The sequence below is a fragment of the Martinezella tropici genome, from assembly GCF_008370325.1.
Lineage (GTDB): Bacteria > Pseudomonadota > Alphaproteobacteria > Rhizobiales > Rhizobiaceae > Rhizobium > Rhizobium tropici_B.
In genome coordinates this window covers 520,995-542,849 of record NZ_VNIP01000008.1, presented here as the reverse complement: position 1 = coordinate 542,849, position 21,855 = coordinate 520,995, and the positions used below count along the sequence as shown (strand labels likewise).

Genomic DNA, 21,855 nt, shown 5'->3' with positions numbered 1-21,855 from the left:
AAGGTAAGCGGAAGTCGATCCACACTCGGCTTCCGCTTACGCTATTTCGGCTATCAGTTGAGAGCCGGGCAGCCGCTCCGATTGGCGAAGACCATGCGGTCCGGCCCGCCATCATTCCAGCCACGAACGACGATACGCCGCCCATTGCTGTCAATTGAATCGATGCGCCGGAAGCCTTCGGCACGGGCGGCTCGCATGAGCTCGCGCCGGCTGCAGCCGCGATCACGGTCCCAATCGCGATCCCGGTCGCGGTCCCAGCCGCGCGGCGGGCGGTTCCAATCACGGCCCTGGTCACGCTGCCAGGGCGGCGGGGCATAGCCGTCATCGCCGCCATAGTACTGTGCCGAGGCGACAGAGGTCATCAGTTGCAGCGCGGCCAGCCCGACCAGGGCGACACGCGATACTCGTACGAAACGTTCCAACATTTCCCTTACCCCATTTTCTCTTATGGACGAGGCAGAGATACACCAACTCGCCTGAACTCTGCCTGAACGCCTCCGGAGCCTGATCATGGCACACCGTCGGACGTCAAGGGGACTATCGACGGAATAATCGTTGGCGGCCGCGCAGCTGCGCTCGCAATTTCCTCGACAGCCGGCAGAATTCAAGTCTTCGAGATTTCACGCCATTCAGCCGGCATTATCGCAAAACCACCGCACATTTTTGCGCGATCTGCGTCAGGGGGTACGATCTCCATCCCGCCAATCGGTAATGGCCGAATGGACCGACTGGGACAGAAGCATTGCGCCGGCGAGACAATAGAGCAGCACGATAATGGCCGTTTCTATGATCAGCGGCAAGAAAGCAAAACGGGCGCCCGGGCTGTCTTCCTCCTCAGGAAAAAGATCCGGCAGGCCAAGAATCATGGCCACCAGCGGCGAGGCCAGGATCGCGACGAAGGCGGCGGCATGAAACCAGAGGCGCAGTCGAGGTAACTTTCCCGCCGCCCAGAAAGCCAAAAGCAGCGCGCCGATGTTGCAGATCAAGCCAAGCAAGACGGCAATCTCTGGCGGCAGGATCGAATCGTCGTACATGAATTCCCAATCCCCTGATGCTACCCAGATTAGTAGCACGCATACGAAATGACAACTTGCTCACAAGCTGATGCCGTCACCACTATTCGGACTTTCGGCGCATCGCCACGGATTATGGACCGCATCGACAGTCGAACCTCCGCAACGCAGCAAACCCGATACCGGTCTAGCCGACGCGTTCGCCTCGCCCATGTCCGAATGTTTCCGCCAGGTGGAATTTATGGGAAATCTTATTGCTGAACGTAAGAGGCCGCGCCGCCTTCAATACCGGCCTGACATCGCGGCTCCGCTATCCAGACGGCAATATCCCTAACGCTCGATGCCGGTGATCGTCGGTTTGAATATGATGGTTTTCTCGCCGATATCTCCTTCGTCGGCGACAGCTCGGCGAACCAACTGCGCGGCCATCTCGCCCATGGCGCGCCTTGGCGAACGGGACGTGGCGATCGGCGCCGGCAGAGAGCCGACCAGATCCAGCCCATTGAATCCGGCAATCAGCACCTGGCCGGGAACCGCAATACCCAGCTCCATGCAGGCGAACAATCCGCCGCTCGCCATGTCGTCGTTGGAATAATAGATGCAATCGATATCGGGCACCGCCGCGAGCATTGCCGTCGTGAGCTGCTTTCCGAGCGCGATCGAAGAAAAGGCATCGTCGATCCGCTGCTCGATGAAACCCAGGCCGTGCGTGCGCAATACACGTTCGAAACCGGCCTTGCGCTTGCCGGCACGCAGATCTTTTTCTAGCGCGCTGCCGACATAGCCGAACCGCCGGCGACCGGCGGCAATGAGCGCTTCGGCCATGTCTTCGCCCGCCGCGCTATGTGACAGCCCGACATTGAAATCGATCGGCGCGCCATCGAGATCCATGAGCTGGATGACCGGAATATTGGCGCGGCGGAGCACGTCCACCGTTTCTTCCGGCTGGTCCAGACCGGTGACGATGATGGCGCAGGGCTGCCAGGAGAGCATATCGCGGATGATGTCGCGCTCCTTTGCCATGTCATAGTCGGATATGCCGAACACGGCCTGCATGCCGGAACCATCGAGCCCGGCGGAAATACCGGCAAGGATCTCCGGGAAAACAATGTTCGACATGCTGGGAACGACGACGGCGACCAGATTGGTGCGCTGCGAGGATAGCGAAAGCGCTAGTCTGTTGCCCACATAGTTCATCCGCGTTGCCGCCTCGATCACCCTGTCGCGCGTCTCGCTGGAGACGTCGGCAACGCCACGCAGGGCGCGCGACGCCGTCATCTTGCTGACGCCCGCTTCGGTCGCGACTTCTTCCAGAGTGGGTTTGCGCATCCCCAAGCAACCCTCGATGAACCATAGCGGCTGGCATGACGCCGCTCTTCTTCATAGAATGTTTCTACGAAAAGGCAAACAGCCTCCTATTGACAATTATAGCGAAATTTGTGGTATGTTACCGATACCGGTATCGGTAACATGAGCTGAAAATCGCAGAGGTAACACCGTGCAGAACACGAAGAAGGCCGCCGTCATCGGCCTGGGGTCCATGGGGTGGGGCGCTGCCCTGTCGCTTCTGAAAGCGGGCTTTAGCGTGCGCGGCTGCGATGTTCGCAGCGAGGTTCTCGCCCGTTTTGCCGAGAACGGCGGTACGCCCTGCACGACGCCGTCGTCAGCGGCAGAAGACGCCGACGTAATCCTCATCTATGTCGTCAACAGCAAGCAGACCGAGGACGTGCTTTTCGGGCAGAACGGCGCGCTGGAAACCGCGCGACCTTCGACGGTATTCCTGCTCTGCGCCACCATGGCCCCGAGCGCCACGACTACCATCGCGGAAAGGCTGGAAGCAGCAGGCATGCTCGTCATCGATGCGCCCGTATCCGGCGGTCACGTTCGCGCTCTTGCGGGCGAGATTACCGTCATGGCATCCGGCACGCCGGAAGCCTTCGATCAGGCATCAGCGGTGCTCGATGCCATTTCGGCTAAAGTCTTCCGGCTGGGCGATCGCCCTGGCGCCGGCTCGCAAGTCAAGATGATCAACCAGCTGCTGGCAGGCGTGCACATCGCCGCGACAGCCGAAGCCATGACCCTTGCCGCCAAGGCCGGCATCGATCTCAAGACGCTCTATGAGGTGATCCGCGTTTCCGCTGGCTCGTCCTGGATGTTCGAGAACCGCGGCGAGCACATCGTTTCAGGCGATTACACGCCACGCTCGGCGGTCGACATCTTCGTCAAGGACCTCGGCATCGTGACATCGGAGGCCGGCAGGGCTGGAGCCGTCACCCCGCTCGCGGCAACAGCGCTTGAGCTGTTCGTCGAAGCATCGCAAGCAGGCTTAGGTCTTGAAGACGACGCAGCCGTTGCAAAAATCCTGGCCGCCAAGAGCGGCGCCAGCCTGCCGGGCGTGAAAGGTTAAACCATGGCGCTCCTGCTCGGCTGCATCGCGGATGACTTTACCGGGGCGACCGACCTTGCCGCGCTGCTCGCGCGCAGCGGATTGCCCGTTTCGCTGCGGATCGGCACACCGCCGGAGAAACGCGACCGGAACGAGACGGCCGCCTTTGAGGTCATCGCCTTGAAATGCCGGACATCGCCGGTCGACATTGCCGTGAAGCAGGCCCGGCAAGCTTTGGATTGGCTGAAGGAAGCGGGAGCGAACCGCTTCTTCTGGAAATACTGCTCGACATTCGACAGCACGGCCGAAGGCAATATCGGTCCGGTCGCTGAAATGCTGATGGCTGAGACGGGTGCGGCCCAGACGATCTACTGCCCGGCCTTTCCTGAGAATGGGCGCAGGGTCTTCATGGGCCATCTTTTCGTCGGCGAGCAGCCTCTGTCGGAAAGCCCGATGAAGGACCATCCGCTGACGCCAATGCGCGATTCAAGCCTTGTGCGGCTTCTAACGCCGCAAGTAGCTGGCGCTGTCGGCCTTGCCAACCGCGACGTCGTCTCAAGAGGTCCGGCAGCGCTGAAAACAAGACTGGATCAACTCAAAGGCGACGGCATTCAACATGTAATCGTCGATGCCGTTTGCGACGACGATCTCCGCACGATCGCGGCGGCATCCTTCGATATGCCGTTGCTGACAGGCGGCAGCGCGATCGCCGGCCAGCTTCCACGTTCTTACATGGAGCATGAGCTCGCAGGTCTCTCGCAACATCGACAGGCAGTGCCAAAGGTCGCCGGCGGTTCGATCGTCCTATCCGGCAGCTGCTCCGCGATGACGCGGAGGCAGGTTGCCAATTATGCCGGCAAGGTCGCCAGCCTGCGGCTCGATCCGATCGCGCTTGCAGAGGAAGGCGCCGGTACAGCGCTGGAATGGCTACGTCAGCAATCCCCCGATGCGCCGAAACTCATTTACGCCACCGCCGAACCCCACGAGGTGCGGCAAGCTCAAGAGCGGTTGGGGCGGGACAAGGCGGGCCGGATCGTCGAGGACGCTCTTTCCGAGATCGCCCGCACAGCCTTCGATTGCGGCACGCGCCGCTTCGTCGTTGCCGGCGGCGAGACCTCCGGTGCTATCACGCAGGCGCTAGGCGTCACGCATCTGGCGATCGGCCCGGAAATAGCGCCAGGCGTCCCCTGGACCTTCGCAGCCATCGGTGAAGAAACCGTCGCCCTCGCCTTGAAATCGGGCAACTTTGGCGAGGAAACCTTCTTTACGGACGCTTTCGGCAGACTGGGGGCCACATGAGCGAAGAAGCCTCATTGCGCGAACAGATATGCATGATGGCCAAATCGCTTTACGATCGCGGCCTGACCGCCGGCTCCTCTGGCAATATTTCGGCCCGGCTCAGCGACGGGCGACTGCTGGTGACACCAACGGGCAGCTCCTTCGGGCGCCTCGATCCCGCCCGCCTCTCGCTCTTCGATGGCGAAGGACGCCTGATCGGCGGCGACAAGCCGACGAAGGAGATGCCGCTGCATGCCGCCTTCTACGAGACGCGGCCGAAAAAGACCGGCGCCGTCGTCCATCTTCATTCCAGCCATTCGGTTGCGCTCTCGATCCTGCCCGGCGTCGATGCCGACAACATGCTGCCGCCGTTGACGGCCTATTCGATCATGAAGCTCGGCAAAGTAAAACTCCTGCCCTATTTCATGCCTGGCGATCCGGCCATGGGCGATGCCATCCGCGGCCTTGCCGGCAAACGCAGCGCCGTGATGCTGGCGGCACATGGACCTGTCGTTTCGGCGAAAGATCTGGAAGCGGCGGTTTATGCGATAGAGGAACTGGAAGAGACGGCAAAACTTGCCATGCTGACGCGCGGAGCCAATCCTTCGCTACTGACGGATGCGCAGATCGCCGATCTCGTCCGCGCTTATGATGTGGAATGGGACTGAACATGACGCGCTTTTCGGCCAATCTGGGATTCCTGTGGCAGGAGCTTTCCCTTCCGGATGCGATCCGCGCCGCCAAGGCCGCCGGCTTCGATGCCGTGGAATGCCACTATCCCTATGACACTCCCACCGAGGCCGTGCGCCAGGCATTGGAGAAAACCGGCCTTCCCATGCTCGGCCTCAACACCGCCCGCGGCAATGTCGCGGCTGGCGACAATGGACTTGCCGCCATTCCGGGCCGCGAGGATGAAGCCCGTCGTCTCATCGATCAGGCGATCGATTATGCAGCTGCGATCGGGGCACGAAACGTGCATGTGATGGCCGGCAAGGCTGGCGGCGACGAGGCGCGAGCCACCTTCATCGGCAATCTGCGCTATGCCTGCGAGCGCGCCGGTAAGGTGGGGGCGACCGTGCTGATCGAGCCGCTCAACCACCGCGACGCGCCGGGTTACTTCCTGCAGACGGCGGATCAGGCGCTCGGCATCATCGCTGAAGTGGGCGCCGATAATCTCAAGCTGATGTTCGACTGCTATCACATCCAGATCATGCAGGGCGACCTAGAGCATAGGCTGCAAGCGCATATGGCCGCAATCGGCCACATCCAGATCGCCGCCGTTCCGGACCGGCGCGAGCCGGACCACGGGGAGATCGATTACCGCCACATTCTGCAGTTCCTGGAAACGCTTGGCTATGACGCACCGATCGGCGCGGAATATCGGCCGGCCACCACGACGGACGCAGGGCTTGCCTGGCTGCAAGCATACAGATGAAAGAACGGCCAGCATCCCGGATGCTCGACGGCCTTTAAGGAAATTCACTCGGGAATGATCCCGAAGACTGATATCAGCCTGGAGCGGTTTAGCTTTTCATTGAATCCGTGAACCGCTCCGTCTGTTTGTTTTCTCGCAATTCCGGACGGAAAACCGCTACGCACTTTTCCTGGAATTGCTCTATTGGGAGGAAAAGCCGATATGCATGTTTTGATCCTGGGCGCTGCGGGCATGGTAGGCCGCAAGCTTGTCAACCGCATTGCCGCCGAGCCAACCGCTCTTGGACGGACCATCGATCGCCTGACGCTGGTCGATGCTTTCCAGCCGCCGATGCCGGAGGCGCTTGCATCCGTATCCAAGGCTTTGACGATCGACCTTGCAACACCGGGTGTTGCGGAAAAGCTCATCGAAGACCGTCCGGACATGATCTTCCATCTCGCCGCCATCGTCTCCGGCGAGGCCGAGGCCGATTTCGACAAGGGCTATATGGTCAATCTCGATGGGACTCGGGCGCTCTTCGAAGCCATCCGCCAGCAGGGACTGAAATCCGCCTATACCCCTCGCGTCGTCTTCGCCTCTTCCATCGCCGTGTTCGGCACCCCTTTCCCCGAGATTATTGGCGACGAATTCCTGACCGCACCGCTGACGAGCTACGGCACTCAGAAGGCGATTGCGGAGCTCCTGCTCGCCGATTACTCGCGCCGCGGCATTTTCGATGGTATCGGGATCCGGCTGCCGACCATCTGCGTGCGGCCCGGTGCCCCAAACAAGGCGGCGTCGGGCTTCTTCTCCAACATCCTACGCGAACCGCTTGTCGGCAGGCAAGCCATCCTGCCTGTCAGCGATACGGTACGGCACTGGTTTGCAAGCCCACGCGCAGCCGTCGGTTTCTTCGTGCATGCCGCAACGCTCGACACAGCGAAGGTCGGGCCGCGACGCAATCTCACCATGCCCGGGCTTTCGGCGCTCGTTTCCGATGAGATCGATGCCCTGCGTCGTGTCGGCGGCGACAAGGCGGTTGCGCTCATCCGCCGCGAGCCCGATCCGGTGATCGAACGCATCGTTTCCGGATGGGCGACGCAGTTCGACGCCAAGCGTGCGACCGATCTCGGCTTCAAGGCCGAACAGAGCTTTGACGAAATCCTGCAAGCGCATATCGAAGACGAACTTGACGGGAGGGTCGCATGACGGAGGTGTCATCGGGCACAAAGAACGCAATCGCTTTGGTGACAGGCGGCGGCACGGGCATCGGCCATGCCATTGCCAAGGCACTCGGCTCGACCGGCTTCAAGGTCGTCATCTCCGGACGTCGTGCCGACGTTCTCGAAAAGGCGGCTCGCGAACTCGCCAAGGAAACGGGGGCGGAGTTTCTTGCGATCGCAGCCGATGTCAGCGACCCCAATTCGGTCCGCGGCCTCTTCGATGCCATTGCCAGCCGCTATGGCCGCCTCGACCTTCTGATCAACAATGCCGGCATGGGCCTTCCGGCCGTGCCGATGGAGGAGCTGAGTTTCGAGCAGTGGAACGCCATCCTCGGCGCGAACCTGACCGGCGCGTTCCTGTGCACACAGCAGGCCTTCCGATTGATGAAAGCCCAGGTGCCGCAAGGCGGCCGCATCGTCAACAATGGCTCGATCTCTGCGACGACACCGCGGCCGCATTCCGCACCCTATACGGCCACCAAGCACGCGATCACCGGCCTGACGAAATCGACGGCGCTCGATGGCCGCCCTTTCGATATCGCCTGCGGCCAGATCGATATCGGCAATGCGGCCACCGATATGACGGCGCGGATGAGCGGCGGCGTATTGCAGGCGAATGGCGAGATCGCAGCCGAACCGACGATTTCGGCAGAGCACATCGCGCGCGCCGTCGTCTACATGGCCACGCTGCCGCTCGACGCCAACGTTCTCTCGATGACCGTCATGGCGACGAAAATGCCGCTTGTTGGCAGAGGTTAAATAGACAATCGGCAGCGTCGTGAACACGACGCTGCCGATATTACGAATTGGCGTGTGGGCTAGATTGCCGGTCGCGCCGAAGGCTTGACCTGCCTTCGCTCGATCAGGCCACCGACGCTGAAGATCAATACCTCGATTTCCGTGTCGATCTTGTCGCCATCAAGCAGCCGTACGACGTCGTCTATCCCTGATACGGCTTGGCCGTCGATGGCAAGCAGGTAGTCACCCTCCTGCAAGCCGCCCTTTTCGGCCGGACTATCCTTCTCGACACGGCGCAGGCGCACGGCGGTCGAATGCGTGACGCCGGCCTCCAGTGCGACGCGCCGATGCAGTTCGACCGTATCGGCGGCAATGCCGATATAGGCGCGCCGGACATGGCCAAAGCGCAGGATCTCGGACACCACATGCTTGGCCGTGTTGGAGGCGACCGAAAACGCGATGCTCTGCGCACCTTGGATGACGGCGGTATTGACGCCGATCACTTCGCCAGCCGATGAGACCAGCGGGCCGCCGGAATTGCCGGGATTGAGCGCGGCATCCGTCTGGATAATATCTTCCATTAGGCGACCGCTGGCCGCGCGCATCGACCGGCCGAGTGCCGACACAATGCCTGCTGTAACCGTCCATTCGAAGCCGAGCGGATTGCCGATGGCAATCGCAATGTGGCCGCGCTTCAGCGATTTGGAATCGCCAAGTCTCGCCCAATTGCCCGGCCAATCGTTAGCGCGGATGAGCGCGAGGTCTGTATCCGGATCGCGCCCGAGCACCCTTCCCTCGACGGTTGCCCCTTCCGGGGTCTTGATGCGCACGGCTTTCGCGTCGTCGACGACATGATTATTTGTCACGACGAGGCCGTCAGGCGAAATGGCGAAGCCGGAACCATGCCCGGCACGACCACCCAATCGCTCGATCCGGCTGACGGCCGGCCCGACGAGATCGACTGCACTCGATACCGATTGGGAATAGGCATCCAGCAGCCCGGCATCGGATGACGGCTGGATGTCGCGATCAATAAAGCCCATGAAAACTCCCTCGACGCGGACGCGTCGCATAGAGGAACGGCAGCAACTGTTAGAAAGCAGGAGGCTGTCGGTTCGACAGATTGAAACAGTGACTACTGAAATGAGGAGAGATCAGGCCAAGTTCAAGAGCCACACATGGCGGTGCGTTTCTGAGCCGGCTCTTATCTCATGCGCCCTGAAACAGTCTGTTGACGGTTGCCGCTGCTCGCCGTCCGCCATGTATTCCGGCCGTTGGCTTTGGCTCGGTAGAGGGCACGGTCCGCTTCCTGGATCAAAACCTCTCCGTTCTCGCCATTCTCCGGCGCCGCCGAAACGCCGATGCTGATACCGATATCGACGGTGGCACCCTCGATGCGAAAAGAGGATTTGAAGGCGGCAATGCAGCCCTTAGCCACATCGGCGATATCGCCCACTTCCCCGGTCATCAGGATGGCAAACTCATCGCCGCCCAGGCGCGCAACCATATGGCCTCTGGCTGCACCGCGCAGCCGCTCGGCCACCATCTTGAGAACTTCGTCGCCTGCGGCATGCCCGAACGTGTCATTGACCGGCTTGAACCCATCGAGATCAAGGCAGAAAACAGCGACGCCCTTTCCATTGTTCATCTTCAAGGCTTCATCGAGGGCTTTGTAGAAGCACATCCGGTTCGGCAATCCGGTCAGCATGTCGTGCCGTGCCAGGCGATTGGCTTCGGCCTCCGCGAGAATGCGATCGCTGACATCGGCGATGGTCAGCAGGAGGCGGCGTTCCAGACCTTCATGGAGCAGCCGAACGTAAACGAGCACGTGGCGTTCCGTCCCATCGGCCACTCTCTGTCGCCAGACGGTTCTCGCCTCACAATCGCCTTCGAGTTCGAGAAGCCCATCTGCAAAGCGATCCGCCTCGCTCTCGACATGCATGTCGCACGCCCTCCATGAGAGCAGCGTCGCTTTCGCAAAGCCATAGAAGTCGATCGCCGCCCGGTTGACCTGAAGGATCTGCAGACTACTGCCATCGCACAGGAGCATCGGCATCGGATTGGCATCGAAAAGCTGGCGCAACCGCTCTTCGCGCTGTTTCAACTCGCTGATGTCTATCCGCATGCCGATGGCTCCGCCGTCGGGCGTGCGCCGATCATCGTGCCGAAGCCATCGCCCATCCTTGAGCTGCTGCTCCTCCTGTGAAACCGGCTGGCGAAACTTTCGCATGCGCTGCTTCAGCCACATATCCTTGTCTTCGACGACCTCGGGCATGCGGCCGCTGGCAAGGCTGATCTTCAGAATATCTTCAAAAGCGATGCCGGGTTTGAGGTGATCGGCGACGTCCGGATAAAGCTCCGCATATTTTTCGTTCCATAGAACGTAGCGATCACTCGCATCGAAGACGCAGACAGCTTCCGGCAGCATCTCGATCACATATCGAAGGCGCAGATTGGCCTCTCTCGCCGCCACCGCGGCATGGCGGTCTTCGCTCTCCGGTTCGATAAGAACCGCCGTCAGCTTTCCTGACGCCGAGGGCCAAGCCAGGACGCTGACCCGGCAGTCCCGTCGATGACCAGCGCCCGTCACGAGCAATGGCTGCGAGGCAGCAGCAGGCAGTGGCCAGTCCGGTATCAAATCCGAGACGGATAGGTCGCGGGGCGCATCCGAAAGGACAAAGAGCTCTCGAGCTTGCGCATTGGCGAAGATGATCGAGCCGACGGCGTCGAGCACAAGTGCCGCCATCGGACACGCTTCCAGGAATGCGACGATTTCCGCGTCCAGCATCTTCTCCAAGCGGGCCTTCAAATTTATCCCCAGGCCCGATTATAACACCGGATGGTAAAGGAATGCCGTAGATCATGGCAAGACGTACCGCGCCTCTAAAATCGGCGCGTCATCCGCCGACGATCGAAATCAGTCCTTGTCTTCCTTCAACAGCCGAACAAGTTCACGCTCCTGCATCTCGATGGCCTGCGTGATGAACCGCAGGACCACTTGCTTTTCCGCTGCGGAAAACTGCTTCAGCATCCGCAAGCCGGCTTCCTGGATCGGGCCATAGCCCTCCTTTCCCAGCCTGATCGCTTTCTCGGAAGGGGCGACCAGCACACGACGCCGATCGTTCGGATCGGGAATGCGATGGACAAGGTCGCGGGCCGAAAGGCGATCGATCAAGGCCGTGACCGATGGCGGCGCAAGGCCGATGGCCTTGGCGACGGCGTTTGCGGGTTGCGGCGCGCGCATGATCGCGCTGAGACAGCGTCGCTCGGCGCTGTTGAGCCCATGCAGCTTGCCGAAGGCCTCGTCGAAGCTTTCAGTCGCCTCCTGCCAGCGCATGCAGGCGAATTCGATGGCTTCCGCGAGATATTGCTTGTCTTCATTTGACTTTTGTTCGTTCATCAAATAATTCATTCATCAAACTATTAGAAGGAAGAACCAATGTGCCCCATCGCCGAGCATGCCGCAACTGGCAATCGAGCAATGCATCCGGAAACGATGATCGGCATATGCGGCGCAGGCGTTGGCGGGCTGGTGCTTGCACTCCGACTGGCAAAGCTCGGCTTTCGTCCGATATTGTTCGAAGCCCGCTCAAAGGAAGCCGCCTTTTCGGAAGGAGAATTTCTGACGCTCGCCCCCAACGGCCTGAACGGGCTTCGGGCAGTGGACTGCTACGAGGAGGTATTGCGCCAGGGATTGGAGACCCGCGCCATCGAGCTCTGCAATGCGCGAGGGAAACGGCTCGCGCTCGTGGATCAAAGCGATCACCTTGCAACCTTCGGCACGCCCGCCGTGACGATCAAACGCGGCGCTCTGGCCAGTATTCTGATCGAGAAGTGCCTGGCGGATGGCGTTATCGTGCAGTTTGGTCGTCGCGTGACCAGGGTCGACAATCACGCGCATGCCGTAACGCTCGCCTTCTCCGAAGGTCCCAGCCTTGCGGTCGACGTGCTCGTTGCCGCCGATGGATTGCGATCCTCCGTCCGCGCGCAAATATTTCCGGATTACCCCTTGCCGCAGTTTACGGGCCTGATCGGCGCGGGAGGGATCATCGACGCAGACATACCGGATACGGATGGCATAATGCGCATGACCTTCGGAGAGAAGGCCTTCTTCGGTTATATCAAGACGGCATCCCATCCGGTTTACTGGTTCGATTCCTTCCCCGCCGACGCGCCGGATGCGCTACGCACTATGGAGCCTGAGGCGCTGGCTGCCCACCTTCGCCAGATGCATGCGGACGATCCGGAACCCACCATGTCGATCCTGCGCGCGATCGGCAGGATCGAGCGCAGCTATCCCATTTTCGACATGCCACAGCTTCCGATCTGGTCCAAGGGGCGGATGGCGCTGCTCGGCGATGCCGCCCATGCGATCGGCCCGCACGCCGGCCAAGGCGCATCGATGGCTATAGAAGATGCCCTGGTCCTGTCCGCCTGCCTCGCCGATACGCTCGACTACGGTGCGGCCTTCGCCCGCTATGAAGACCTGCGGCGCCCGCGCATTGCCCGCGTGGTGAAACTTACTCGGCAAAATGCCTCGCGGAAACGAAAAAGCAGTCGGTTTAGCCTGTTTCTGAGGGACCTGCTTCTTCCCCTCTTCATCCCGATCAGCATCAGGGCTAGCCGCAAATTGTTTGCGTATCGAGCCGATCTCGCCCCACTGCGTGTAAATCATTCCATAGATCGAAAGAACGCCGCCTGAAGCCTGCCGAACTTATTTTCGCGGCCAGGCCAGCCTGCTCCAATTCGCGATGTAGAACACCACGGCGATGAACATTCCGGATCCGATCAAGTCGAGCCGGTGGTGGCCGAAGAGGAACAGGCCGAGAAGAGCCAGTCCGAGCGAGGATGCGATGAGGAAAAGAGATGGGATCACGCTTATGATGCGCGTTCCCGCCTCGCCTTCGGCCTCAATGCCGCTACCGGTGATGTGGCCGCTGGAGGCGGGCGATCTGCTGCCGAGTCTGACGGTGACCTGCCCTCTCCTCGCGCCGATCCTGCCTCTGGTTTTCCTCCCCGACGTCAGAAGCACGAGCATCATCGACATGACCATGCTGCCGAATGCCCAGGAAAAAACCGTGCATGCCGCCATGGCGGTCGCGTTCGCATAGGTCCGGTAGAGGTGGACTGCCAAGGCTCCCATCCCGATAGCGACAGCAAGAAACAAGGAGCCGACGATCAGGAATGTGATCCTGCCGGATAGTTGCGTTTCGCCCGCCATATGACCTCCCCGTCGATCCCATGCGCTCAGACCGTCGAAACTAGAAGAATGCCTGCGATCGTCAAACGCCGGCGCAATATTTGTTGAACTTGCCGCAGCCGTCGGCAGGACCTTTACGAAGCCGCTCCCAGGCATAGTTAGCTGCAATATCGAAGAATGGAGGTATCCCATGAGGATTTCGATATCCGCATCTGCGATGGTCATCGTCACTCTGTTTGCTGTGCCCGTCGAAGCTGCCGGCATCGATTGCGCCAAGCCTGCCTCGACAAGCGACCATATGATTTGCCAGGACAAATCGCTCCTCGCGCGGGATAAGATAATGGGCACGCTGTATGCTTCCGCCCTGAAGCATGACGATGCGGGTAAGATCCGGGAACGGCAACGACGCTGGATTACGAAGGTGCAGTCCTGCGGCGATGTGGCTTGCATCCGGCAGGCCTATGACGACCAGATCAGCTTTCTCCAGGCGACACAGGGCGGGCGAAGCGTGTCAGCGGATTTCACGTCAAAAGGCCCAGGCGGCAACCAGGGCGACCTTGCGATCTTCGGACCCGTCGATGGTCTCGTCGCAGTTTTTCTCACCTCGACCTATGTCGGCCCGGGCGGCGGCGCAGCGGGCGATGTCAATGCCGATGGCATGGATGGTGTTGTTCCGTTGGAGAAAGAACACACCCAGCTTTCCAGAGACGGGTGCAAGGTCGATCTTGATCGCCTCAATGCAAAAACCTGGCGTGCGTCACAAACGGGTATCTGCAACCTTGCCGACGGCGTGACCTTGCAGGGAACCTACCGCAAACAATGAGATGATCTAGTTCGCAAGCAAGCATTGTAATCCCTGCCTGCCGTAATATACGGCGTCACGAGGGCCCCAAAAGGTGCCTTTAACGGTTCTCCGCTCACGAAGGCACCCGCACGCTTCATCCGGCAGGAGGTGCAGTCGCCAGGCAGAAACGCGCGGCCACTTGAAGAGCTCGACAAAAGGATGGAAAATACCCGAAGGGGTAAACACCAACAAAAGCGGCAATTTCCCCGTCACGCCAACGGCAGCTCGTGACAAGCAACAACGCCAACCGAACGCCGATATAGAAAATCCCCACCCACTCATGAAGACAATTTCAGGCACGAATCTCGAACAGGCCAAATCGCATAACCGGCGTGTCGTGATCGAGGCCATCCGCACCAACGGGCCGATGTCACGCGCGGCAATCGCCCGCATGACGGCACTGACCACCCAGACGGTTTCGAACATCGTGGAGGAACTGGCGCGCTCGCACCTGGTGATCCCGCTGGAGGCACAGAGGATCGCGCGCGGCCAGCCGATCATTCCCTATACCATCAATCCGACCGGCGCTTATTCCATCGGCCTCGAGCTCGGCCGCCAGCGCGCAGCCGGCGTGCTGACGAATCTGTCGGGCACGGTCTGCGCCCGCATCGAGCGCCATGTCGACAGGCCCGCGCCGCAGGAGGCAATGCCGGTCTTCGCCGCCATCGTCCAGGATCTGCAACAAGCCTTCTCCTTTGATCGAGGCCGGCTGCTTGGCGTCGGCATCGCACTGCCCGGACGCTATGCAAATGGCGGCGTGACATCGCTCAGCCCGCTCAATCTGCCCGGCTGGCAGGATTTTCCGGTTGCCCGCGAGCTGGAATGGCTCATCGATCTGCCCGTACTCGTCGAAAACGATGCGATGGCGGCAGCGATCGGCGAGCGACTTTATGGCGTCGCGCGCGGCCTTGGAAGTTTCGTCTATCTCTTTCTTGCGAGCGACGGCGGCATCGGCGCCGGTATGTTCCTCGACGGTCATCTTTATAAGGGCAGTCGCGCCAATGCCGGCGAAATCGGCCACATCATCGTCGAGCCGCATGGCAGGCTCTGCACCTGCGGCAAGCGCGGCTGCCTCGATCGCTATGTCTCGCCATCCGTCGCTTATGAATGTCTGGGCATCGAGAATGCGCAGGAGCTGGACCCCGACGATCTGGATGCACTGATCGCAGCAAACGGCCATGGCCTGAAGGTATGGCTGGAACAGGCGGTACAGCCGCTGCGCCAGACGATCGACTTTCTCGAGCTTGCCTTCGATCCGCAGACGATCGTGCTTGGCGGCAGTGCACCGACATCCTTGATGACAGGGCTGGCTGAAAGCGTCGAACCGCTCCACATCCCAGTCAACCCAACGGAAGAGCGCAGCATTCCGCGGTTGATGATCGGCGCCAGCGGTAAAGATACCGCCATTTTAGGCGCGGCGGCCCTGCCCGTCTTTTCCGAAACAAATCCGCAGTTCGATGTCCTGCAGAAGCCGTTGACGCATCGCACCGTTACTCAGCCTTGAACGGCTGGGCATACCGCCCTCCTTGCATTTCATTAATTTAACTCAGGCGCGACCAACATGGGTCGCGCCTGAGGGCCACGCATCAAGCTGTCAGAATTGATGCAGGCCATACAGCAGCGGCATGGTGCCGGCCAATGCCTTGAACCGCTCCCAGGATTTGGCCGAGGGCTTCGTCCAGCCTGTTTCGGCAAGTGCTGAGAGGCGCGGAAAGACCAGCCGGTCGAAGATGGCCCGGTCGGTCATCGACTCCGACCAGATGCAAGCCTGAATACCGCGAAGCTTTTCTTTCTGTGCGTCCGTCCAGCCACCGATGGGATCGAAGGTGTAGAGTTTCTCCGGATCCGAATGACCTGCCCAGCTTGCGCCAGGCTCGTCCCAATCGGGGCGCATCGCCATATCGAGATAATAGACCTGCCCCGGGCAAACCACGATCTCGTATCCGCGACCGGCAAGCTCGGCCGCGACTTCGACGTTACGCCAGCTGCAGAGATAGCTCTTGTCCTTGTCGATCCTATCGCCATGGGCAGCTTCTTCCCAACCGCCCGTCACGCAACCCTTTGAGGCAAGAAATGCCTGGATGCGCTCCAGGAATTCCGCCTGCAGAAAGGCCGCGCCCGAGCCGTGAATATCGTCGGCTCCATGCGTATTGGTGATGACGTTCAATCGCTTGGCATGTGCTTCCGCAACGTCATCGCCAGCGAGTTCTCGCAGCCTCGCCAGCGCCTCCGGCGAACCGGACCAGGCGCCGAGGGGAACCTCGTCGGCACCGATATGGATCGTCTTGAACGGGAAGAGCTCGATCAATTCGGAGAGAATGGTTTCGACCACCTCATAGGTCTTCTCGCGCGCGGGGTTGATGCAATTGTCAGGGAAACCCTGGACCGAGTAATAGCTGCCAGCCTCGTTCGGATCGCGAAGCTCGGGGATTGCCTGCTGCATGGCATAACAATGGCCGGGCATGTCGATCTCGGGCAGGATCTCGATACCGAAGCCCTTGGCGTAGCTCACGATTTCGCGCACAACGGCCTTGGTATAATAGCCACCGGTGCGAGCCGGGCTCGAGCCGAGAAGAGGCGGCATCGGCAGGCCATGGCCACGCCACGCACCGATCTCGGTCAGAGCCGGATAGGCATCGATCTCGACACGCCAGGCTTCATCATCCGACAGATGCCAATGGAAGCGGTTGAGCTTGTTCCAAGCAAGCACTGCCATCAGCTTCTTGATTTCAGCCGAACCATAGAATTGCCTAGCGACATCGAGGTGTAAGCCGCGCCAGCTCATCGCTGGCTCGTCGACGATCTCACCAGCCGCAGGGAAATGGAATGCCTGCGGATGCAGACGCGCGCCGCGCCAGATTTGGCCGATGGTAACGAGACCATAGACGAAGCCGGTCTGCGCGCTCGCTTCGACCGCTATGGTTTCGGGCGAAAAAGCGAGTCTATAGGCCTCGGCGCCCAGACCCTCGACATGGCGCAATTCCACCGGCACGGCACCTTCCGCCTCGGAACGGATCAGTCCTTCGGCCGAAAAGAGGTGCTCGACAAGAGTCGTGAAGCTTTCAGCGGCAGCCTGCGCTTCCGGCACCGTAGCCTTCAATACAAAGCCTGCCGGCAGCGGGCGGCGGGAGGATACGGCAACGCGGTTCGGCCAGGGAATGATCGACAACGGCACTGGCGGATTGGACGGCACCGGATAGATTTCCGCGCCGCGCTTCAACGGCGCATTGCTTGACGATGCGCGCGTCGGCTCCGTGCCAAGTGAAACCGTGGTGCCATCGGGAAATGCGAGATAGGCGCTATTGGCGCCATCATTCCAGTGACGGAACTGCCAGCTTAAGGCGCGAACTATGATCGTCCATGTCTCGCCACCAGCCAGCACGAAGCCTTCGGGCGGCTGGAACTCGGTAAAGTTGGAAAGCCGCTTGGTCACCGTCGCGCCTTCGACGATGCCGGCCGGGTCGACGCGGCCGGGGCCGCTGACGCAGAGCGAGAAGCCCGAAAGCGGCTGCGATGACAGGTTCTTCAGCCGCAGGACATAGGAAAATTCCTTGTCGTCTGTCGGCGGGTTCCAGGTTGTTTCAAGCCGCAGAGCCAGGGATCGCGGTGTGGACATGGGCATTCTCTCTTCCTGAAGGTATCGTTCAAAGCTTGAGCATGCCGACATAAATGCCGGGTGCGGAATTGGGGATCTGTATCGCGCCGACCGTCTTCTCGTAGAATTCCGACGGGCCGACATCACCGATGACCGTATAGGCGTAGCCCATGGCCTTCTGGTCGTTGAGGCAGGCAAACAGCAGCGCACGGCCGATGCCGAGGCCGCGAACGCTTTCGTCGACGCCGGTCGGGCCGAAGAAGCCGCGAGCAGTCGCCTCGTGGCAGGCAAAGCCAACAAGCTCCCGATTGCGAGTGGCGATGAAGCAGGTCGGCGGCTGGCGGGTCATCGCCACCGTCGTCTCGCTTGCCCATCCCTCGCTGAAATGTTCGGCCACCCAGCCGGTGATCAGCCGCAGTTCCGGCGGCAGCGCGCGGCGGATGGTAACGCCCGCCTTCGCCATGCGCTCCGGCGATTGCGTGTCGACCGGCAGGGTCGATAGATTGACCAGGTAGTCCAAGGGGAATTCCTCCTAATTCGATGTGACAAGCGCACGCATGAAATGGTTGTCGCCGATCTGCTCGACCTCGGTCGAGACCGGCCGGCTGAGCGCGCGGATCTTCTCAGCCTGTTCGAGGAAGCGAGCGCTGCCGCCGGTCACGAACCTGCGGCCACCATCCGGCACCGCCGAAAGCAGAAGCTGCGTATAGGGGTGCTTCGGATCGGCAAGGACTATGTTGGTCTTACCCCACTCGACCATCTGGCCGGCAAACATCACCACGATCTCTTCGGCAACATGGGCAGCCGTCGCGATATCATGGGTGATGTAGAGCATGGCGAGATCGTTTTCCCGCTTTACCCGCGCCAGCAGATCAAGAATGTCTTTGCGGATCGAGACGTCGAGCATCGACGTCGGCTCGTCGGCTACCAAGACGCTCGGCGCGACCGCCAATGCCCGGGCGATATTGACGCGTTGGCGCTGACCGCCGGAAAGTTCGTGCGGAAACTTCTGCCGCGTCACCGAAGGATCGAGTCCTACGCTCTCAAGCAGCTTCGCTATATCCTCATCGCGCTCGGCCTTCGGCTTGTCCTCGCCATGCAACTCCAGTGGCCTCGCAATGTGATGATTGATCGTGAAAGCCGGATTGAGCGATGAGAATGGATCCTGAAAGACCATCTGGACATCCTTGCGGTACATCCGCTCTTCCCTGCCCGACCCCCGTGCCGTGCGATCCTGTCCTCGGAAGAGGAGCCTTCCGGCCGTCGGCTCGTCGAGCCGGGCAATGATGCGGGCACATGTCGTCTTGCCGCAGCCGGATTCGCCGACCAGAGCCAGCGCCTTTCCCGCGAATAGCGAGAAGGAGACGCTCTTTAACGCATGCACGGAGCCGAAATGGCGTTGGATATCATCGAGCCGGATGACGGGTTCTGCAGTTACGGGCTGTATCTGCGGTTTCATGCGAGAACTCCGGAAGAGTGGGCACTGGCCGGAAGCTGCGGAATGGCGTTCCAAAGCTTGCGCGTATAGTCATGGACGGGCGACTGGCTGACCTGAGCGACGTCGCCGACCTCGACCAGCTCGCCCCTCAGCATGACGCCGATACGATGGCAAAGCTGCGCCATCAGATGCAGGTCATGGGTGATGAAAAGCACCGAAAAGCCGTAGGTCTGCTGCAGATCGAGAACCTGTTCCAGGATCTCTCGCTGCACGACGACATCGAGCGCCGTCGTCGGTTCGTCCATGATGATGAGTTCGGGACGCAGCGCCAGGCAGATGGCGATGACGATGCGCTGGCGCATGCCGCCGGAGAACTGATGCGGGTAATCGCTGATGCGATGCGGAGGGATGCCGACCAGCTTGAACATCTCTTCGGCGCGTGCACGCGATTCCTGACGCGAGCATCCGGCATGGCGATGCAGCACGTCGTGGAACTGCGCCTCCACCCGCATCAGTGGATTGAGCGAATTCATGGCGCTCTGGAATACCATGCCGATGCGCTTCCAGCGGATTCTCTGCAGATCGCCCTCCGGCATCTTGAGCAGATCCCGCCCGTCAAGGCGGATGCTACCACCGCTGATCCAGGCTGGCGCCTTGGAAAGCCGCGTGATCGCATAAGCGATCGTGCTCTTGCCGCAGCCGGATTCGCCGGCAAGGCCGAAAATCTCGCCGCGGCCGATATTGAAGGACACGTCCTTCACGGCGCGGAAGTCGCCCTTGTCGAGCAGATAGTCGATGTTGAGGTGTTCGATCTCAAGCAGATTATCGCTCATTGGCCAGACCTCATCATACGGTTGCGGGCACGCGTCAGGCGGAACCAGCGGGTCAAGGCCGGGCCGGAACGCAATTGCGGATTGGCGATTTCGTCGAAGGTGAAGTTGATCAGCGCCAGACCGAGCCCGGTTAGCGCGATGCCGATGGCCGGCACGCCGATATCCCACCAGGCACCGACCATGATGGCCGATGCATTCTGGGCATTGTAGAGCATGGTGCCCCAAGCGACCTTCAGCGGATCGCCGAAGCCGAGATATTCGAGTGTCGTCTGGGCAACGATCGCGTAGATGATGCTGCCGACGAGGTTGATGCCGATGAGCGGTGTCAGGTTCGGCAGGATCTCGACGAAGATGATGCGCCAGGCAGGCTCCCCGATCATCTTGGCGGCGGTGACGAAATCGCGGTTGCGCAGCGCCATCGTCTGCGACCGCGTCATGCGCGCACCCCATGGCCATGACGTCAATGCGATGATGGTCATGATCGTCACCGGTCCGACCGTACCCGCGAAGGAGGCAAGCAGGATGAGGAGCGGCATGTTGGGTATGACCAGCACGGCATTGGTGGCAAGATCGAGCACGGCGTCGGTCTTGCCGCCGGTATAGCCGGCGATAAGCCCGATGGCCGTGCCGAGAATGGTAATGGCGATGCCTGTCGCAAAGCCGACGGAAAGCGAGCTTCTCGCCCCCCAGACGAACTGGCGATAGACGTCACGGCCCATCTTTGTGGTGCCAAAGACATGTTCGACGGATGGCGGCTGATGCGAGCGGCCGACGCGAGCGCCGGGTTCGCCCGGAGCGATGACCGGAGCGAAGATCGCCATCAGGCACAGCGCTGCAACGATGACGAAACCGACAAGCGCCTTCTTCTGGCTGAAAATGGATCGCAGCGAAAAGCTCATCGGCCTGCCTCCTTCAATCGCGGATCGACGAGACCGTAGATGATGTCGACAAGGAAATTGGCGCCGAGCGTTGCAAGCGTCATCAGCAGCAACTGCCCCTGGATGACGGGATAGTCGCGCGCCACGCTGGCGGTAAACAGCGTCAGGCCAAGGCCTGGATAATTGAAGACGATCTCGGTGACGATCGACCCGCCGAAAACGGCGCCAAGCATCAGCGCCAGATTGGTGAGGACCGGCAACAGCGCATTTCGCGCGCCATAGCCGAACATGACGGCGAGAGTGCTCAGCCCCTTAGCCCGCCCCATCGTCACGTAATCCTCCCCAAGCACGACGATCATCGACGAGCGCATCGTCGTCTGGAACTCGCCGATCAGGAACGGAGATAGGGTCAGCACCGGCAGGATCGCATGCATGAACACGCTGCCGAAGAAGGTGAAATTGAAGCCCGGATCCAGGTTGGGATCATAGGCATATCCCACGGGAAACCAGCGCAGCGACACCGCAAAGATGAACAGGGTGGTGAGCGCAACAATGACGGGCGGTATCGAGAACAGGATGACGGCAAGGGGCGATACGATCGTATCGAACCGCCCGCCGCGCCTCCAAGCGGCGATGGCGCCGAGCACGACGCCGACGCACAGCGAAAAGATGATCGCCGTTACCACAAGGAACAGGGTCCACAGCGTGGCCCGACTCAACACCTGCACCACCGTCTGCGGATAGTATTTGACCGAAACGCCAAGATCGAAGGTAGCGAGGCCTTTAAGATAGTCGAGGAACTGCATCATGATCGGCTGATCGATCTCGCCGAAACGGGCCTTGATCGCCTCCACGGCCGCGGGGGTGGCCCGCGGCCCGAGCTGGGCGACCATGGCGTCGACGGGACTCCCTGGCATAAGCCGGGGAAGAATGAAGTTCACGACGATCGCGAAGGCCAACGCCACCGCGTAGACGCCGAGGCGCCGGCTTGAAACACGCATCTCTGCTTCCTTCG

General features: G+C 60.8%; 22 protein-coding genes. 9 read left to right on the top strand and 13 right to left on the bottom strand.

Going from position 1 to position 21,855, the window contains the following annotated elements; genetic code table 11:
• Positions 1-53: 53 nt before the first annotated feature.
• From FP026_RS15725 to FP026_RS15715, 3 genes are all read right to left on the bottom strand, one after another.
• Positions 54-425: a hypothetical protein gene (locus FP026_RS15725; RefSeq protein WP_149635540.1), complete on the bottom strand. Its 372-nt coding sequence runs from the start codon at positions 423-425 to the stop codon at positions 54-56.
• A gap of 252 nt (positions 426-677) precedes the next feature.
• Positions 678-995: a hypothetical protein gene (locus FP026_RS15720; RefSeq protein ID WP_188112589.1), complete on the bottom strand. Its 318-nt coding sequence runs from the start codon at positions 993-995 to the stop codon at positions 678-680.
• A 348-nt stretch (positions 996-1,343) separates the two neighbouring features.
• Positions 1,344-2,342 (bottom strand): LacI family DNA-binding transcriptional regulator, encoded by a 999-nt coding sequence (locus FP026_RS15715; protein ID WP_149635539.1) that lies wholly within the window; start codon positions 2,340-2,342, stop codon positions 1,344-1,346.
• Between the two features lie 211 nt (positions 2,343-2,553).
• Here FP026_RS15715 and ltnD point away from each other — a divergent pair, with 211 nt between their 5' ends.
• The 6 genes from ltnD (at position 2,554) to FP026_RS15685 (ending at position 8,073) form a co-directional block, all read left to right on the top strand.
• On the top strand, positions 2,554-3,420 hold the full coding sequence (gene ltnD / locus FP026_RS15710; RefSeq protein ID WP_432444127.1) for an L-threonate dehydrogenase: 867 nt from the start codon (positions 2,554-2,556) through the stop codon (positions 3,418-3,420).
• A 3-nt stretch (positions 3,421-3,423) separates the two neighbouring features.
• Positions 3,424-4,698, top strand: coding sequence for a 3-oxo-tetronate kinase (otnK, locus tag FP026_RS15705; RefSeq protein WP_149635537.1), 1,275 nt, complete (start codon positions 3,424-3,426; stop codon positions 4,696-4,698).
• Positions 4,695-5,345, top strand: a complete 651-nt coding sequence (otnC, locus tag FP026_RS15700; RefSeq protein WP_149635536.1) for a 3-oxo-tetronate 4-phosphate decarboxylase — start codon at positions 4,695-4,697, stop codon at positions 5,343-5,345. The genes otnK and otnC overlap by 4 nt, the downstream gene beginning before the upstream one ends.
• Before the next feature lie 2 nt (positions 5,346-5,347).
• Positions 5,348-6,112 carry a hydroxypyruvate isomerase family protein gene (locus FP026_RS15695; RefSeq protein ID WP_188112588.1) on the top strand — a complete coding sequence of 255 codons (765 nt, stop codon included), beginning with the start codon at positions 5,348-5,350 and terminating at the stop codon, positions 6,110-6,112.
• Between the two features lie 201 nt (positions 6,113-6,313).
• A complete protein-coding gene (gene denD / locus FP026_RS15690) occupies positions 6,314-7,300 on the top strand; it encodes a D-erythronate dehydrogenase (protein ID WP_149635534.1) in 987 nt (328 codons plus the stop codon).
• Positions 7,297-8,073 (top strand): SDR family oxidoreductase, encoded by a 777-nt coding sequence (locus tag FP026_RS15685; protein WP_149635533.1) that lies wholly within the window; start codon positions 7,297-7,299, stop codon positions 8,071-8,073. The genes denD and FP026_RS15685 overlap by 4 nt, the downstream gene beginning before the upstream one ends.
• 59 nt (positions 8,074-8,132) lie before the next feature.
• Here FP026_RS15685 and FP026_RS15680 read toward each other — a convergent pair whose 3' ends face one another.
• From FP026_RS15680 to FP026_RS15670, 3 genes are all read right to left on the bottom strand, one after another.
• The gene (locus FP026_RS15680) at positions 8,133-9,095 is read right to left on the bottom strand and encodes a S1C family serine protease (RefSeq protein ID WP_149635532.1); all 963 of its coding nucleotides are present in this window, start codon (positions 9,093-9,095) and stop codon (positions 8,133-8,135) included.
• Between the two features lie 161 nt (positions 9,096-9,256).
• Complete coding sequence (locus FP026_RS15675; RefSeq protein WP_246665361.1) at positions 9,257-10,840, bottom strand: diguanylate cyclase domain-containing protein; 1,584 nt, start codon at positions 10,838-10,840, stop codon at positions 9,257-9,259.
• A gap of 129 nt (positions 10,841-10,969) precedes the next feature.
• Positions 10,970-11,452 carry a MarR family winged helix-turn-helix transcriptional regulator gene (locus FP026_RS15670; protein WP_246665360.1) on the bottom strand — a complete coding sequence of 161 codons (483 nt, stop codon included), beginning with the start codon at positions 11,450-11,452 and terminating at the stop codon, positions 10,970-10,972.
• Between the two features lie 39 nt (positions 11,453-11,491).
• On the opposite strand from FP026_RS15670, the gene FP026_RS15665 reads away from it, so the two are divergent.
• Positions 11,492-12,754 (top strand): FAD-dependent monooxygenase, encoded by a 1,263-nt coding sequence (locus tag FP026_RS15665; protein WP_149635529.1) that lies wholly within the window; start codon positions 11,492-11,494, stop codon positions 12,752-12,754.
• Positions 12,755-12,766: 12 nt separating this feature from the next.
• On the opposite strand, the gene FP026_RS15660 is transcribed toward FP026_RS15665, so the two are convergent.
• A complete protein-coding gene (locus FP026_RS15660; RefSeq protein ID WP_246665359.1) occupies positions 12,767-13,528 on the bottom strand; it encodes a hypothetical protein in 762 nt (253 codons plus the stop codon).
• Positions 13,529-13,592: 64 nt separating this feature from the next.
• Between FP026_RS15660 and FP026_RS15655 the strand changes: the two genes are divergently transcribed.
• A complete protein-coding gene (locus FP026_RS15655; protein ID WP_246665358.1) occupies positions 13,593-14,075 on the top strand; it encodes a hypothetical protein in 483 nt (160 codons plus the stop codon).
• 301 nt (positions 14,076-14,376) lie between these two features.
• Entirely contained in the window at positions 14,377-15,600 is a 1,224-nt protein-coding gene (locus FP026_RS15650) for an ROK family transcriptional regulator (protein WP_149635527.1), read from the top strand.
• Between the two features lie 90 nt (positions 15,601-15,690).
• Here the strand turns inward: FP026_RS15650 and FP026_RS15645 are convergent, their stop codons facing one another.
• From FP026_RS15645 to FP026_RS15620, 6 genes are read right to left on the bottom strand one after another with little or no spacing between them, the layout of a single operon-like run.
• Positions 15,691-17,718 carry a beta-N-acetylhexosaminidase gene (locus FP026_RS15645; RefSeq protein ID WP_188112587.1) on the bottom strand — a complete coding sequence of 676 codons (2,028 nt, stop codon included), beginning with the start codon at positions 17,716-17,718 and terminating at the stop codon, positions 15,691-15,693.
• A gap of 22 nt (positions 17,719-17,740) precedes the next feature.
• A complete protein-coding gene (locus tag FP026_RS15640; RefSeq protein ID WP_149635526.1) occupies positions 17,741-18,211 on the bottom strand; it encodes a GNAT family N-acetyltransferase in 471 nt (156 codons plus the stop codon).
• 12 nt (positions 18,212-18,223) lie between these two features.
• A complete protein-coding gene (locus FP026_RS15635) occupies positions 18,224-19,150 on the bottom strand; it encodes an ABC transporter ATP-binding protein (protein WP_149635525.1) in 927 nt (308 codons plus the stop codon).
• The gene (locus FP026_RS15630) at positions 19,147-19,962 is read right to left on the bottom strand and encodes an ABC transporter ATP-binding protein (RefSeq protein ID WP_149635524.1); all 816 of its coding nucleotides are present in this window, start codon (positions 19,960-19,962) and stop codon (positions 19,147-19,149) included. The genes FP026_RS15635 and FP026_RS15630 overlap by 4 nt, the downstream gene beginning before the upstream one ends.
• Positions 19,959-20,861 (bottom strand): ABC transporter permease, encoded by a 903-nt coding sequence (locus tag FP026_RS15625; RefSeq protein ID WP_149635523.1) that lies wholly within the window; start codon positions 20,859-20,861, stop codon positions 19,959-19,961. The genes FP026_RS15630 and FP026_RS15625 overlap by 4 nt, the downstream gene beginning before the upstream one ends.
• The gene (locus tag FP026_RS15620) at positions 20,858-21,841 is read right to left on the bottom strand and encodes an ABC transporter permease (protein WP_149635522.1); all 984 of its coding nucleotides are present in this window, start codon (positions 21,839-21,841) and stop codon (positions 20,858-20,860) included. The genes FP026_RS15625 and FP026_RS15620 overlap by 4 nt, the downstream gene beginning before the upstream one ends.
• Positions 21,842-21,855 lie beyond the last annotated feature (14 nt).